This is a genomic window from Burkholderia sp. BDU5 (assembly GCF_001522845.1).
GTDB lineage: Bacteria > Pseudomonadota > Gammaproteobacteria > Burkholderiales > Burkholderiaceae > Burkholderia > Burkholderia mayonis.
Genome location: NZ_LOWC01000103.1, coordinates 14959 through 28675 on the forward strand (window position 1 = coordinate 14959; position 13717 = coordinate 28675).

The 13717-nt window shown below is 62.8% G+C and carries 17 protein-coding genes and 1 tRNA gene; 12 read left to right on the plus strand and 6 right to left on the minus strand.

What is annotated here, in order from left to right:
* Positions 1-24 precede the first annotated feature (24 nt).
* Positions 25-1170, plus strand: a complete 1146-nt coding sequence (locus WS69_RS15870; RefSeq protein ID WP_059471684.1) for an enoyl-CoA hydratase/isomerase family protein — start codon at positions 25-27, stop codon at positions 1168-1170.
* 382 nt (positions 1171-1552) lie between these two features.
* On the opposite strand, the gene WS69_RS15875 is transcribed toward WS69_RS15870, so the two are convergent.
* Positions 1553-1987, minus strand: coding sequence for a hypothetical protein (locus WS69_RS15875; protein WP_059471700.1), 435 nt, complete (start codon positions 1985-1987; stop codon positions 1553-1555).
* A gap of 351 nt (positions 1988-2338) precedes the next feature.
* On the opposite strand from WS69_RS15875, the gene ssuD reads away from it, so the two are divergent.
* From ssuD to WS69_RS33390, 10 genes are all read left to right on the plus strand, one after another.
* A complete protein-coding gene (gene ssuD / locus WS69_RS15880) occupies positions 2339-3496 on the plus strand; it encodes an FMNH2-dependent alkanesulfonate monooxygenase (RefSeq protein ID WP_059471685.1) in 1158 nt (385 codons plus the stop codon).
* 17 nt (positions 3497-3513) lie between these two features.
* Entirely contained in the window at positions 3514-4326 is an 813-nt protein-coding gene (gene ssuC, locus WS69_RS15885; RefSeq protein WP_059471701.1) for an aliphatic sulfonate ABC transporter permease SsuC, read from the plus strand.
* Positions 4323-5336 (plus strand): ATP-binding cassette domain-containing protein, encoded by a 1014-nt coding sequence (locus WS69_RS15890; RefSeq protein WP_059471686.1) that lies wholly within the window; start codon positions 4323-4325, stop codon positions 5334-5336. The genes ssuC and WS69_RS15890 overlap by 4 nt, the downstream gene beginning before the upstream one ends.
* Positions 5337-5417: 81 nt before the next feature.
* Complete coding sequence (locus tag WS69_RS15895; protein ID WP_059471687.1) at positions 5418-5633, plus strand: TOBE domain-containing protein; 216 nt, start codon at positions 5418-5420, stop codon at positions 5631-5633.
* A 130-nt stretch (positions 5634-5763) separates the two neighbouring features.
* Positions 5764-5961, plus strand: coding sequence for a hypothetical protein (locus tag WS69_RS15900; RefSeq protein ID WP_010110042.1), 198 nt, complete (start codon positions 5764-5766; stop codon positions 5959-5961).
* An 80-nt stretch (positions 5962-6041) separates the two neighbouring features.
* Positions 6042-6296: a hypothetical protein gene (locus tag WS69_RS15905; RefSeq protein WP_059471688.1), complete on the plus strand. Its 255-nt coding sequence runs from the start codon at positions 6042-6044 to the stop codon at positions 6294-6296.
* A 449-nt stretch (positions 6297-6745) separates the two neighbouring features.
* Positions 6746-7765, plus strand: coding sequence for a tRNA dihydrouridine(20/20a) synthase DusA (gene dusA / locus WS69_RS15910; RefSeq protein ID WP_059471689.1), 1020 nt, complete (start codon positions 6746-6748; stop codon positions 7763-7765).
* 72 nt (positions 7766-7837) lie between these two features.
* A tRNA-His gene (locus WS69_RS15915) sits at positions 7838-7913 on the plus strand.
* 130 nt (positions 7914-8043) lie between these two features.
* The gene (locus WS69_RS15920) at positions 8044-8985 is read left to right on the plus strand and encodes a phosphatidylinositol kinase (protein ID WP_156438167.1); all 942 of its coding nucleotides are present in this window, start codon (positions 8044-8046) and stop codon (positions 8983-8985) included.
* Positions 8985-9716 (plus strand): HIRAN domain-containing protein, encoded by a 732-nt coding sequence (locus WS69_RS33390; RefSeq protein WP_156438169.1) that lies wholly within the window; start codon positions 8985-8987, stop codon positions 9714-9716. The genes WS69_RS15920 and WS69_RS33390 overlap by 1 nt, the downstream gene beginning before the upstream one ends.
* 27 nt (positions 9717-9743) lie before the next feature.
* Here the strand turns inward: WS69_RS33390 and WS69_RS15930 are convergent, their stop codons facing one another.
* Genes WS69_RS15930 through WS69_RS33395 form a run of 3 tightly spaced genes read right to left on the minus strand, consistent with a single transcriptional unit; the run spans position 9744 to position 11876 of the window.
* Entirely contained in the window at positions 9744-10493 is a 750-nt protein-coding gene (locus tag WS69_RS15930) for a hypothetical protein (protein WP_156438171.1), read from the minus strand.
* Positions 10493-11203 (minus strand): hypothetical protein, encoded by a 711-nt coding sequence (locus WS69_RS34810; RefSeq protein WP_231747151.1) that lies wholly within the window; start codon positions 11201-11203, stop codon positions 10493-10495. Before WS69_RS34810 ends, WS69_RS15930 begins: the two co-directional genes overlap by 1 nt.
* Entirely contained in the window at positions 11190-11876 is a 687-nt protein-coding gene (locus WS69_RS33395; protein ID WP_156438173.1) for a hypothetical protein, read from the minus strand. Before WS69_RS33395 ends, WS69_RS34810 begins: the two co-directional genes overlap by 14 nt.
* A gap of 356 nt (positions 11877-12232) precedes the next feature.
* Here WS69_RS33395 and WS69_RS33400 point away from each other — a divergent pair, with 356 nt between their 5' ends.
* A complete protein-coding gene (locus tag WS69_RS33400; RefSeq protein WP_156438175.1) occupies positions 12233-12706 on the plus strand; it encodes a hypothetical protein in 474 nt (157 codons plus the stop codon).
* 333 nt (positions 12707-13039) lie between these two features.
* On the opposite strand, the gene WS69_RS15950 is transcribed toward WS69_RS33400, so the two are convergent.
* Positions 13040-13498, minus strand: coding sequence for a hypothetical protein (locus WS69_RS15950; RefSeq protein ID WP_059471696.1), 459 nt, complete (start codon positions 13496-13498; stop codon positions 13040-13042).
* Position 13499: 1 nt separating this feature from the next.
* Positions 13500-13717, minus strand: a 218-nt coding sequence (locus WS69_RS34175; RefSeq protein ID WP_231747152.1) for a hypothetical protein, incomplete at its 5' end; no start/stop codon positions are given.

Below are 13717 nucleotides of genomic sequence, written 5' to 3' on the forward strand. Positions count from 1 at the left end.
CCGCTCACTTCATTTTCCATTGCCATGAACGCTGCCCATAACGATTCTCCGCAGGCCGACGTCCGAGCACATGTCGCGAACCACATCGGCTTTCTCGAACTGAACCGTCCGCAGGCGCTCAACGCGCTGTCGACCGAGATGATCCGCGCACTGCACCGCGCGCTCGACGCGTGGCGTGACGATCCCGACGTGTTCGCGGTGGTGATCCACAGCCCGCATCCGCGTGCGTTCTGCGCGGGCGGTGACGTGCGCTTCTTCTACGATGCGCACCGGCGCGACGATCAAGCGTCGATCGACACGTTCTTCATCGAAGAGTATTCGCTGAATCACGCGATCTTCACGTATCCGAAGCCGTACATCGCGCTGATGCACGGCGTCGTGATGGGCGGCGGGATGGGCATCTCGCAGGCGGCGAAGCGCACGGGCGGGCTGCGCGTCGTGACCGATTCGACGAAGATGGCGATGCCGGAAACGCGCATCGGACTCTTTCCGGACGTCGGCATGAGCTGGTTCCTCGCGCGCACGCCGGGCGCGCTCGGCCGTTATCTCGCCGTCACGGGCGCGACGCTAGACGCGGCGGGCGCGCTGTACGCGGGGCTCGCCGACGCGTATCTGCCGGATGCGGCGCTGCCCGCGCTGCTCGACGCGTTGCGCGCCGAGCGCTTCGACGACGGCGCGGCGGTGACGGCGCGCGTCGCAGCCGAGGCCGCGCGGCACGCGGTGACGCCCGCGCCGGACGCGTCGGCGCTCGCGGCCGCGCGTGCGTCGATCGACAAGCATTTCGCGCGCGCCGACGTCGCCGCGATCGCCGCGTCGCTCGACACCGAGCGCGACGACGCCGTGCGCGCCGCGTGGGTTGATAAGGCGCGCGATGCGATGCGCGGCGGTTCGCTGTCGCCGCTGTCGATGGCGGTGTCGCTCGAAGTCGTCGAGCGCGCACGCGGCGCGACGATGGCCGATTGCCTGCGGCGCGACCTCGACTTGACGCGCTCGACGTTCGCGTGCGGCGACGTGATCGAGGGCGTGCGTGCGGTGATCGTCGACAAGGATCATGCGCCGAAGTGGCGTTATCCGACGATTCCGGACGTGACCGCGGATGCAGTCGCGAAGATGTTCGAGAGCCCGTGGCGCGCGGACGAGCATCCGCTCATGGGTTTGCGCGACCGATGACGTCACGGCGCGCGTAGGGGGGGCGTGAGCGTGGGCGGACGACGCGCCCGCCGTGCTCGTTCGTCGCCGGGAGGCGGGCTTCGCATCATATCAGCAGGCGGGGAGCGCGGCGTGTCGTACGACGTCGCGCGATCGACGGCCGGTGCCGGATCGGCTTGCGACCAGCGCTCGGACGATCGGTCCGGACAATAACCGAACGAAGACCGAACGAAGACCGAACGAAGACCGAACGATAGGGCGATAACCTGACGACGCGATGCCGGAACGTCGATTCGTCGGCGACTGCGCCGATCTGTGCCGACGACCGCACGATCATCCGATGAACGACGCTCGCGTCACGCCCCGGTGACGACGATGGAACGCCGAGCCCGACGGGCGACGCTCACGCGTCGCCGCCGCCGCCGTCGTCCGACATGAACGCGCGCATGAACACGAGCGCGCCCCAGCCCCAGATCGCGTTCGCGACGAAGCCGACGACGAGCGGCGGCAGCATGTTGCCGGCGGGCCAGATGCCGCGCAGCGGATCGATCGCGAACACGCGCGCGGCGGTGAGCACGATGCCGCCGAACACGAGCGACGGCACCCATGGCGCCGCGCGCTCGGGCGACACGCGCAGCAGCCACGCCATCAGGATCGCCCAGCACGCGCTCATGATCGCGTTCGCGACGAATTCAGGAATGCCGAGCGGTGCGAACGGTGCGGTCGAGAAGCCCGTCGCCTCGATGAGGCCCGCCGTATGCAAAAGCGCGAGCGTCGCCTCACGGAAGAAGAGAGCGGCGAGGAAACCGGACAGAAACGGCAGGATCACTTTCTGCATCGAGAGCGCCACGTGAGGGCGCGGCACCGTGCGGCGCGCGCCGGGTTGTCAGGGACTTGGTGCGACATTATAGGGGCCCGTGCGTTCATATTCGCTGCAGCAGCACGCAAAGCACGAAAGCGGAAAACTTAAGCTCAAAAAAATCGTTCCTATACGAAACCGCGCTCCCTAGACTGATTTCCCAGAGACGGCCAAGCCGCCCACCGCGCGAAAGCGCGCGCACGCCGCTCGATCCGCTGCGGCATGTGTTCCCCAACTCATCCGCGAGCGTCGCGCGTGCCGCGTCCGATCGCGCATCGTCGCGTCGCCGTCGCCCATTTTTTTGCACGATCAGTCAGGCAGGAGCATCGCATGAATGTGTTTTGGTTCATCCCCACGCACGGCGACAGCCGCTATCTCGGCACGTCCGAGGGCGCGCGCGCCGCGGACTACGACTACTTCCGGCAGGTCGCCGTCGCGGCCGACACGCTCGGCTACGACGGCGTGCTGCTGCCGACGGGCCGCTCGTGCGAGGATGCGTGGGTCGTCGCGTCGAGCCTCATTCCGGCGACGAAGCGGCTGAAGTTCCTCGTCGCGATCCGGCCGGGGCTGTCGTCGCCGGGGCTGTCCGCGCGGATGGCGTCGACGTTCGACCGGCTCTCCGGCGGGCGTCTCCTCATCAACGTCGTGACGGGCGGCGATTCGGCCGAGCTCGAGGGCGACGGCCTCTTCGCCGATCACGACACGCGCTACGCGATCACCGACGATTTCCTGCACATCTGGCGCAAGCTGCTCGCCGAATCACACGAGAACGGCAGCGTCGAATTCGACGGCGAGCATCTGCAGGCGAAGGGCGGCAAGCTGCTCTATCCGCCCGTCCAGCATCCGCATCCGCCGCTGTGGTTCGGCGGCTCGTCGCCCGCCGCGCATGCGATCGCGGCCGATCACATCGATACCTACCTGACCTGGGGCGAGCCGCCCGCGGCGGTCGAGAAAAAGATCGCCGACATCCGCGCGCGCGCGGCCGAACGCGGCCGCAAGATCAAGTTCGGGATCCGCCTGCACGTGATCGTGCGCGAGACCGAGGAAGAAGCGTGGCGCGATGCCGAACGCCTCATCAGCCGGCTCGACGACGACACGATCGCACGCGCGCAGCAGGCGTTCGCGAAGATGGATTCCGAAGGACAGCGCCGGATGGCCGCGCTGCACGGCGGCAAGCGCGGCTCGCGCCAGGAGCTCGAGATCTATCCGAACCTGTGGGCGGGCGTCGGCCTCGTGCGCGGCGGTGCGGGCACGGCACTCGTTGGGAATCCAGAACAAGTCGCCGCGCGGATGCGCGAATACGCAGCACTCGGCATCGAGACGTTCATCCTGTCCGGCTATCCGCACCTCGAAGAGTCGTACCGCTTCGCCGAGCTCGTGTTCCCGCTCGTCAAGGGCGGCGGCAACGCGCGCCGCGCGGGGCCGCTGTCGGGGCCGTTCGGCGAAGTCGTCGGCAATCAGTATCTGCCGAAGGCGAGCCAGAGCTGAGCATGGAGGACATCGACATGACAACGAAGCGCTCCAGCTTCGCGGTCCGCCGCGCCGGCCAGGCCGCGCGCGCGATCGCGCCGTGGCTCGTGCCGCTCGTGCTTGTGCTCGCGTGGGAACTCGGCGCGCGCTCGGGCGCGCTGTCGAACCGCGTGCTGCCCGAGCCGCTCGCCGTCGTGCGCGCCGCGTGGGCGCTCGTCGAATCGGGCGACATGTGGGCGAATGTGAAGGTCAGCACGTGGCGCGCGCTCGTCGGCTTTGTGATTGGCGGGGGCGTCGGGCTCGCGCTCGGCCTCGCGACGGGACTCTCGAAGACGGCCGAAGTCGCGCTCGATTCGACGATCCAGATGATCCGCAACATCCCGGCGCTCGCGATGATCCCGCTCGTGATCCTGTGGTTCGGCATCGACGAGAAGGCAAAGCTGTTCCTCGTCGCGCTCGGCGTGTTCTTTCCGATCTACATCAACACGTATCACGGGATCCGGTCGGTCGACGCGGGCCTCGTCGAGATGGCGAGGAGCTATGGCGTGAAGGGCTTCGCGCTCTATCGCGACGTGATCCTGCCGGGCGCGCTGCCGTCGATTCTCGTCGGCGTGCGGTTCGCGCTCGGGCTGATGTGGGTGATGCTGATCGTCGCCGAAACGATCTCCGCGCAATCGGGCATCGGCTACATGACGATGAACGCGCGCGAATTCTTGCAAACCGACGTGGTGGTGGTCGGCATCCTGCTGTACGCGGCACTCGGCAAGCTCGCCGACGTGCTCGCGAAGTGGCTCGAGCGTGCGACACTGCGCTGGCACCCCGCGTATCAACCGGGAGCCCAGGCATGACTGGAACCACGTTGGCCGCCACCTACGGCCCGATCGCGGGCGCGGATCTCGAAGCCGAGCTCGCGCAGCCGCGCACCACGGACGGCGACGCGCAGGACGCCGCAGTGCTCGAGCGCGATGGCGGCGCGCACGTGCTGCCGTTCGCGTCGGGCGGCGAACTGCGCCGCGCGCCGCGCGGCGACGACGCTCGCGACGCCGCCGAAGACGCTTCGGTGCGCCTGCGGCGCGTGAGCAAGCGCTACGGCGAGCGGACCGTGCTCGCCGACGTCGATCTGTCGATCGAGCGCGGCAGCTTCGTCGCGATCGTCGGCCGAAGCGGCTGCGGCAAGTCCACGCTGCTGCGGCTCGTCGCGGAGCTCGAGACGCCGAGCGCCGGCGCGCTCGTCAAGCGCGGCGACGGCGAAGGCGAAGGCGGCGGGGCGCTCGACACGCGGATCATGTATCAGGACGCGCGCCTGTTGCCGTGGAAGACCGTGCTGCAGAACGTGATGCTCGGTCTCGGACGGCGCGCGAAGGACGATGCGCGCGCGGTGCTCGACGAAGTCGGGCTGCTCGCGCGCGCGAACGACTGGCCCGCGCAGCTGTCCGGCGGCCAGCGGCAGCGCGTCGCGCTTGCGCGGGCGCTCGTTCACCGGCCGCAGCTACTGCTGCTCGATGAGCCGCTCGGCGCGCTCGATGCGCTCACGCGCATCGAGATGCATGCGCTGATCGAGCGCCTGTGGCGTGAGCACCGATTCACCGCGCTGCTCGTCACGCACGATGTGCAGGAAGCGGTCGCGCTTGCCGACCGGATCCTGCTCATCGAGGCGGGCAGGATCGCGTTCGATCAACCGGTGCCGCTCGACCGGCCGCGCGCGCGCGCGTCGGCGGCGTTCGCTGCGCTCGAGGATCGTGTGCTGCAACGCGTGCTGACGGGCGCGGATGCGGCGGGTGCGGCGCCGGCCGCGGCGAATCAGGGCGGCATGCGCGGTCGAGCGACGGCGGCGGGCGGGCTGCGCTGGGCGGTATGACGGGCGTGCGCCGAGGCGCGGCCCACGCGATCGGACCGATCGCATCGATCAATCAGACGAACCATTCGGAGCGAATACCCGATGAGCATCACGGCAATCAACGTACGCAATCAATTTCGAGGCAAGGTGAAAGAGATCATCCGCGGGCCCGTCGTGTCCGAGGTCGACGTCGACACGCCGTTCGGCATCGTCACGTCGGTCATCACGACGCGCTCGATCGACGAACTGGAGCTGAAGGTCGGCGCCGAGGTGGTGGCGCTCGTCAAGTCGACGGAAGTGTCGATCGCGCGCCTGTGAGCGGGCGGTTGCGTTGAACGTGTCGCCGGCGAGGGGCGGTCTCTCGCGCCGGCCGGGCACCGGCTTCGCCGTTCTTCCCAGCACTTGTGAAAGTGCTAGGATGCAATCAAACCGACGGCGGAGGCGGGCCATGTTTCCTATCCTGAGTCCCGAAGCGATCGAAGCGCTGAAATGGATCGACCAGTTTGGCGCCGGCCGGCCGTTGCCGGCGGGTTTCCGACTGCCGCTCGAGGAGCTTCTGAACGACGGCTTCGTTTATCTGAGCGGCCCCGACCGGGTCGACATCACCGACGACGGCAAGGCTTACCTATCTGAAGCGTACGATTGACGGAGACGGCGGACGCCGGGCGCAGGGTTTGCCCGGGTATGCTCCGGCGCACGGTCCGTCCGGATCGGGGAGGCGACAAAATGGAACCGAAAGGCAATGACATCGGCGACTTCGGCGAGTCTTACAAGGGCTACGACATCGAAGTAAAGACCGAGCAGGTCTGGGCGGGCGAGAAGGCCCATTACCGGGTGCTGCAGGGCGGCGCGGTCGTGATCGACTGGCGGCTCGTGCATATCGACGGGCTGCTGCTCAGCGAGCGCAGGGTGATCGAGCAGACGCTCGCCGTCGCGCGGTCGACGGTCGATCGGGAACTGCTGGGGGCGGGGGTCGTTTGACGGACTTTTTCCGTGCTCGGTCGCGCCGGCTACCCACGCCCGGATCGTGCGGGAGCGAGGCGCGAATCGATTGGGTGTGGCATCGGGTTCGAGGAGGTGCATCGCCGATGTCGCAGGGCTGTCGACGTACCTTTGATGGTGGTATTCGCATCGATCCATGCAATTGGATCGGTTTTCGCGAGAACGCTTAAATACGATACAAATAGACACAAAGAATCGGCGTACCGCGTGGCGCGCGTCGAATATACTGGTAACGCATCTTCTCCTCGTGCCAAAGGATCTGATGCAAAAGAAAGCCCCGGTTGCGTCATGCGGTCGGGGCTTTCGCGTTTGGGATTGGGCATGCGCGAACGGCGCGCCGCGCGCCGCGCGTCTCGCGCCAGCCTACCGGCCGCATTGCGGTAAAATGCGCGGTTGTCCACGCGCCGCCGCGCTTTACCGTACCGCCTATGTCTGCCTCGTCTTCGTCCAGTCCACGCCGAGTGTCCGTCGCCCCGATGATGGACTGGACCGATCGCCACTGCCGTTCGTTTCATCGGACGATCTCGCGCCACACGTGGCTCTACACGGAGATGGTGACGACGGGCGCGCTGATCCACGGCGACGTCGCGCGCCATCTGGCGTTTACGCCCGACGAAGCGCCCGTCGCGCTGCAACTCGGCGGCAGCGAGCCCGCGGATCTCGCGCATTCCGCGAAGCTCGGCGAGCGCTGGGGCTACGACGAAATCAATCTGAATTGCGGCTGTCCGTCCGAGCGCGTGCAGCGCGGCGCGTTCGGCGCGTGCCTGATGAACGAGCCGCAACTCGTCGCCGATTGCGTGAAGGCGATGCGCGACGCGGTGTCGATTCCGGTGACGGTCAAGCACCGGATCGGCGTGGACGCGGCCGAGGACTACGCATTCGTGCGCGACTTCGTCGGCACGGTCGCCGCGGCCGGCTGCGACGTGTTCATCGTGCATGCGCGCAACGCGATCCTGAAGGGCTTGTCGCCGAAAGAGAATCGCGAGATCCCGCCGCTCAAGTACGACTATGCGTATCGGCTGAAGCAGGACTTTCCTCAGCTCGAGATCGTCGTCAACGGCGGCGTCACGACGCTCGACGAAGTCGAGCAGCACCTGCGGCACGTCGACGGCGTGATGCTTGGCCGCGAGGCCTATCACAACCCGTACGTGCTCGCGGACATCGACGCGCGCTTCTACGGCGCGACCACGCTGGCGCCGACGCGTGAGGCAGTGGAGGCGCAACTCGTCGAATACTGTGCGACCGAACTCGCGCGCGGCACATATCTCGGCGCGATCGTCCGGCATGCGCTCGGCCTGTATCGCGGCGTCGCGGGCGCGCGCGGCTGGCGCCGCGTGTTGTCGGATAACAAGCGTCTCGCGCGCGGCGATCTGTCGATCTTCGATGAGGCGCGCACTTACCTGACGAGCCCGGAAGAATTTTTGGAAAAAAAGGCTTTGCAAAGTTAAACAGCCTTTGTATAATTTCGCTTCTTCGTTGATGAGCCCGCTACGGCGAATCAAACGGAGAAAAAATGAGTGGTGGCTGTAGCTCAGTTGGTAGAGTCCAGGATTGTGATTCCTGTCGTCGTGGGTTCGAGTCCCATCAGCCACCCCAAAATTCCCAAACAAAACAGGCACTTAGGTGCCTGTTTTGCTTTCCGCGATGTGAATTTCGGAACGGAAATGCGAATTTCGGAATATCGCTTCCAGTGTGGTTGTCCACGGAGCGACTCTACGGGGGCACAGTGTTTCCCATCATTGAGGTTCCAGTCGGTTCCGCAGACCTGCTAGAGCAGCTCGGTACAAAAGAAAAATTCTGGTACGCCGACGCGCAGTTGGGTCGAAGCCTATTCAAAATTGGTCGCGCGAACACCGGTGAGAATTGGGCCGAGAAGCTTGCGTGCGAGCTTGCAGCGGCACTGGGTATCCCGCATGCTTACTACGAACTCGCCAGATGCGGCGACCAAACGGGCGTTGTTTGTCCGAACTTTGTGCCGAAGGGCGGCCGGCTGATCCACGGAAACGAGATCTTCTCGAAGAGCCGTCAGTACGCGGAGTTTGCGGACGCAAAAAATTATCGATCTAGAGCTCATACGGTCACGCTCTTCGCGGCATTTTTCAAACGAGCGACCGAGGACGGCCTTGTGGTGCCTCCGAAGGACTTCGAGCCGTTTGATGGGGTGTCGACCGCAGCGGACGTCGTGGTTGGCTATCTCATGCTCGATACGTGGATCGGAAACCAAGATCGGCATGATCAGAATTGGGGGGTTGTTTTAGATCCTCTTGCGAGTGCGAGCCTGTATCTCGCGCCGAGCTTCGATCATGGGTCTAGCTTCGCGCGCAATTTGACCGAGGCTAAGTGCGACAACATGCTGACTACGAAAGACATGGGCTGCCACATCAGCACGTTTGTGGGGAAAGCAAGGTCGGGACTGTATCCACACAGCGGAGCCGGTGGCGTCAAGTCACTGCTGACGATTGAAGCGTTTTCATTTCTTTGTAAGTTGTGGCCTCATGCGGCACGAGCTTGGCTGAATCGGCTCGGTGCTGTTGGTGCCGCTCAAGTCCAGGATATTGTTGCAACGTTTCCCGACGAGATACTGTCGCCCGTTCGTCGTAAGTTCTTGGTAGAGTTTTTGATGTTGAACCAAGAGCGCTTGCTTGCGCTCGAACCTGGCAAACAGTGATGGAAACACTATTCGTTGCGTGGCAACAAGCATCCTCACGGGAATGGATTCCGGTAGCCCGCGTCGACCGTGACGAGAGTGGGTACCGTTTCGTGTATACGAAGGGTGCTCAGCGAGCAGAGGGCTTTCGACCGTTCGGGCGGATGGATGATTTGTCCGCCATCTACCACTCCGAACAACTGTTCCCGCTGTTTTCTAACCGACTGCTTACCCGCTCGCGTCCGGAGTTTTCTAGTTACTTCCAGTGGACCGGTTTACCGAGTACTTCGGTCGATGATCCACTACGTATCCTCGCCGTCACGGGTGGCCTCCGTGGCACGGATCGGATCGAGCTTTTTCCACTTCCTCACAAGAGCGAAGATGGTCGACTGAAGATCGATTTTTTTGCTCGCGGTATGAGGCACTTCGCTGAACCTAACATCGAAGCGGCCGACAAGCTTGTACCCGGTGCCCGACTGTACGTTATGCATGACTTGCAGAACGAACACGATCGCTTCGCACTATGTTTGCGGACAGATGATCCGTCGTATCTCGTCGGATATTGCCCTAAGTACTATACGAGCGACATTTGCAGGCTTCTAGCCAAGGACCCTGCGAGTGTGAAAATCAATGTGAAGCAGGTAAATTTACGTGCCCCGCTCACGATGCGCCTTCTTTGTTCGTTGGATGCTGCGTGGCCGAATGACTTCGTTCCGTTCGCTCAGAACGCAGATATTGAGGCACTCGCGTAGGATTCACCTTTACGCGGGGGCCGTGCCTTATTCGGTGGCGCTGGCGGTTTTTACCTTCCGCCTATCGTAGTGTCGATGCGTCGCGCTCGGGTTCGAGTGCGCCGCGAAATCGTATGCATCGGCATCGCGATTCGTGAGCTTCGTCGTGATGGCAGCCGGGCGAATGTCCTGCAGCGAAAAGTAATCGGGGTGCTTCGTCAACATCGTTTCCATTCCGCCCTTGACTGGCCGGTTGATACGGTTCGCGATGCGCTGCGCGGCCTCGCGCATCTTCTTCACCTCCTGCTCCTTCGCAATCTCCGGGTCGCGTGCGCCGATGAATGCGTACATCGCGTCCTGCCACACTGACGCCCAGCCGCTTTTCGAGTACATCTGGCCTTTCCGGTTCGGAAACAGGAACAAGCTTTCCGTCTGGCGATCGCGCTTTGCCCGCTCGACGACGGCGCGCAACCGCGGCGACCAGTGGCGCAGCTTTACCGTCTGCGCCTCGCCTTTCTTCCGCTTTGCGGCGATCACCTTCACACCTTCGTCGGTCAAGCCGCCCATATGGTACGGACGAACCTCGGCAGCGCGGAAGCCGGTGAGGTAGCAGAACATCGCGGCGACGCCCATCGTGCGATACGCCTGATCCTGCCGCAGTGACCAGACGTAGAAGCGCAACACCTGGTGCCGCTCGATTGCGCGAACGTCCTTCTCGGCCTTGTTCTGCATCATGCCGACGAACGGATTCGCTTTGATGAGCCCCCAGCGGATCCAGTAATTGCACATCGTCGACATCAGCGCCATGTCCTTGTTCGCGCCGATCGGCGCGCCGGCCTTCGCGCGCGCGTCGAGGAACTGATAGCGGGGGAGCTTGCACCGGCGATGTAGCCATCGCGATAGGCGAGTGCTTCGGAGATCGGTGTGTTCGCGTTCGCCCACTGACCGGCGGCAAGGTGCGCGCGTTCATTCAGGTCGTCAGACCTTTCCGCACCTGTCTCATTGGCAGAGGTGGCGCGGCCCTTCAGTTCGGCGATGGCGTCGAGGATCGGCGCCGCACCGCCGTCGTCCGGATCGAGGCCGAGTGCTTCGTTGATGAGCCCGAGATCGTGGCAGGCTGCATGGAACATGCGCGTCATGCTCGCCAGTTCGGCAATGACTGCTGGCGCTGCTGCGGGCTGCTCGACAGGGGATGCAGCGAGGGCCGGCACGATTGCGCGGTCGATCAGGTCGTCGATGTTCCGTGATTCGCAGTAGTCGAAGGTGCGAAGGATGCGGCCCTCCGGCGCGCGAACTCCCTCATCGGAATCCAGCTTGCCGAAGTACTCGGAAACTGCTTCGCCGAGCGCTTGCCGCTGGTCGTCCGTCAGCGCATCAGCGCGGCTGTTTCTCGCGCCGTCATCCGACGCGAGCACAAACGAGCCTTCAGTATCTCGTTTCATGCCTGTCGTGGCCCACGAATACCGTTGTGAAACGGGCGCATCAGCGCGGCTATTAGATTGGGTCATGGTGGTGTCCTCTGTGGGTCAGTCGCCGCACATGCAGTCGATGAGGGCGTCGTCCTCTTCGTGCTCGGGAAATGCAAGCGGGATTTGCTTCGCGTAGAATTCGGCCTCGCGCAGCAGTTCGGAATTGCGTGGGCGGTCGTTTCGAAATGTGGCGCCTGACGGGCGTGATTCTTCGCTGATCCACCAGGTAGCCAGCTCGGGCCGTGTAACGAACGCGCACGATCTTGTGCGGCGCTTTCAGGAAGCATCCGTCGCAATTCCCGAAGTCGCCTTCCGGATCGAGCGCGAGGTCGAACGGCTGAGCACGCCAGAAGGCGAGAACGTCAGCCTTGCGGACGTTGGCGCGTGCGAGTGGAAGATTCGGCTCCCCGCCGCTGTTGTCTCGGCCAGGTGATGTAAGATGAGTGACGCGCCGTGGTTCGTCTGCACGAATGCCCATCACGTTTTGCCATTCGCCGTATCCCCGTGACTGCATGAACGCCCGACCGGCCTTTACCTTCAGATTCGCAGTGCAGGTGCGCATGACCGGATTCGGGAGGATGCCGAGCGCCTCATTGAGGCGCGAGAACGGTTCGCCGTTGCGGCTTGCGGTTTCGAAGTCGACGATCCGGATGTGACAACGCGAACGCGAGTCCTCTTCGAAGCCGTCCCATTCGATCCAGGTGATTGGCATTTTGATAGCGGCCGGGCACGCTATGCATAGCGATTCACCTACGCGCGTGAAGGTGCGCTTTGAGCTAAAGAGAGATCACTTGACGATGAAGATGCATATCACTGCAACGATGTATATGTTTGATGACAAATTCGCAATCCACTACGAGAACATGAGGGGCAAAAGCACTCGAAAGTCATTGTAAGGTGGTGTGTACTTATAAATGTGGATGATTTAAATAATAATTAAATTAAAGGATAATTGACGAAGGCGAAATAAATCTCGATATGATGATGGGTATGGAAAATTTCCGATTGCGTATTCGAAGGTTTTTAATATACTGGATTTGTCTCTTAGACATAGAGAGGGGTTGAAAAATGACAAGTCCGATTAATGCTCTCACGACTCAAGCAGGAAGCACTCCGGGACCACAGTACCAGCCGCCTTGGGATTTCATTTCTGTTGACACAAACACCGGCGTGGGCGGTCAATATATCTATCTCGGTTATCAATGCGGTGATAGCAATCCGGTCACGTCACTGAATTTCGTTGCGTACGACCAAGCTCAATCCAATCCACCGTCGGGTTGGAATTGGAGCCCGCAAGATCTGAATGCGGGTGCGGGCGGGAAATACATCTACATGACATGGAAGAACGGAGAGGCGGGCAAAAAGCCTATCACCGCAATCATGCTGCTTGTGATTGATAGTTCTTCTCCGCCTGCGATTGAAGGTTATACCGCAATCCATCAGGACTTGAATCAAGGTGCAGGTGGTCCTTATATTTGGCCGTATTATAGTACGATCGTGCCAATGCAATTAAAAAATGAATCGGTGACCCGCAAGGGATGAGCGATTAATTTTTTATTGTGCGGCAGGCTTGCGCTTGCCGCCTTCAATCTGAATTTCGTGGCAGATCGTGAAATGCAACACTGCAATGCGGTCGAGACACGCAGCTTGTCGGATCACTAATTTTCTATGCGCCGAATTATATCTGGGGAGTGCTCTTACAAATGACCTGATAGTGGCGCTTCCGATAAACCTCAATGGCGGGTACTCGGCTCGCATATGGCAGCGGGGTAGCATGAAAGCGCTGTGCGGCGGCTGCAGGCCAAGGTGCGCGATGTGACGGCGCCCACCCGTCACCCGAGCACCCGCCATTGAGGTGTGAAGGCGCGATGTAGATCACCGCGGCGCGATCGCGCGTCGCGGTATGCACTTCCTTGGCTTGATTGGCGTCAGTCGGACGAATCGACGACTTCGCTGAAGCCACTTCGTGCACGTGTAGCGGTGCAGGCAGTTGCCAACGGTTTCGCTCTTCATTTCGTGTTCGCAACCAAACCGGAATACCTGTACCGTGCCGACGCGGTAGTCGCCGAGCAGCGCGAAGCCGACCCGGTCATGCATGAAGAACAGCCGCGCATTGCCGATCGTCGTGCGCAGCCAGCCAGTCGCGATTGGCGTGCAGAAGAACTTCGACTTCGCGAACACTTCCCACGTGATCTCGGTCCAGCCGTTCGGTAGCGTGTCGCATCCGTATCCGTATTTCGGATGCGGCTCGCAGCCGATCTTGCCGTCCCAGTAGATGCCTTCGATCTGAGCGCGGAACGCGGCGTCAGCGCCGCCTATCTTGTCGAGCAGCATGTCAGGTCTCCGTCGTCTTCGGCAGCGTCGCGTCCAGATGACGGATGCGCGCGACGATCGTGTCGGGGATGCGCATCGCGTGACTGCCGTGCAACGCGGCGAACGTGGGCCGCAGCTGGTTGCGGTCGTCTTCCAGTAGCTCGTCGGCCCTGAACAATTCGTTTTGTCGCGCAGATGAAGCTACGCCGCCGACGGCGCAGCGGCTCGGAAGCTGAGCAA

Bases quoted from the DNA above. Each gene is read 5' to 3' on its own strand.
- WS69_RS15870 (WP_059471684.1), top strand. From the start codon at position 25: ATGAACGCTGCCCATAACGATTCTCCGCAGGCCGACGTCCGAGCACAT.
- WS69_RS15875 (WP_059471700.1), bottom strand. From the start codon at position 1,987: ATGCAGAAAGTGATCCTGCCGTTTCTGTCCGGTTTCCTCGCCGCTCTC.
- ssuD (WP_059471685.1), top strand. From the start codon at position 2,339: ATGAATGTGTTTTGGTTCATCCCCACGCACGGCGACAGCCGCTATCTC.
- ssuC (WP_059471701.1), top strand. From the start codon at position 3,514: ATGACAACGAAGCGCTCCAGCTTCGCGGTCCGCCGCGCCGGCCAGGCC.
- WS69_RS15890 (WP_059471686.1), top strand. From the start codon at position 4,323: ATGACTGGAACCACGTTGGCCGCCACCTACGGCCCGATCGCGGGCGCG.
- WS69_RS15895 (WP_059471687.1), top strand. From the start codon at position 5,418: ATGAGCATCACGGCAATCAACGTACGCAATCAATTTCGAGGCAAGGTG.
- WS69_RS15900 (WP_010110042.1), top strand. From the start codon at position 5,764: ATGTTTCCTATCCTGAGTCCCGAAGCGATCGAAGCGCTGAAATGGATC.
- WS69_RS15905 (WP_059471688.1), top strand. From the start codon at position 6,042: ATGGAACCGAAAGGCAATGACATCGGCGACTTCGGCGAGTCTTACAAG.
- dusA (WP_059471689.1), top strand. From the start codon at position 6,746: ATGTCTGCCTCGTCTTCGTCCAGTCCACGCCGAGTGTCCGTCGCCCCG.
- WS69_RS33390 (WP_156438169.1), top strand. From the start codon at position 8,985: ATGGAAACACTATTCGTTGCGTGGCAACAAGCATCCTCACGGGAATGG.
- WS69_RS15930 (WP_156438171.1), bottom strand. From the start codon at position 10,493: ATGTCGACGATGTGCAATTACTGGATCCGCTGGGGGCTCATCAAAGCG.
- WS69_RS34810 (WP_231747151.1), bottom strand. From the start codon at position 11,203: ATGACCCAATCTAATAGCCGCGCTGATGCGCCCGTTTCACAACGGTAT.
- WS69_RS33395 (WP_156438173.1), bottom strand. From the start codon at position 11,876: ATGCCAATCACCTGGATCGAATGGGACGGCTTCGAAGAGGACTCGCGT.
- WS69_RS33400 (WP_156438175.1), top strand. From the start codon at position 12,233: ATGACAAGTCCGATTAATGCTCTCACGACTCAAGCAGGAAGCACTCCG.
- WS69_RS15950 (WP_059471696.1), bottom strand. From the start codon at position 13,498: ATGCTGCTCGACAAGATAGGCGGCGCTGACGCCGCGTTCCGCGCTCAG.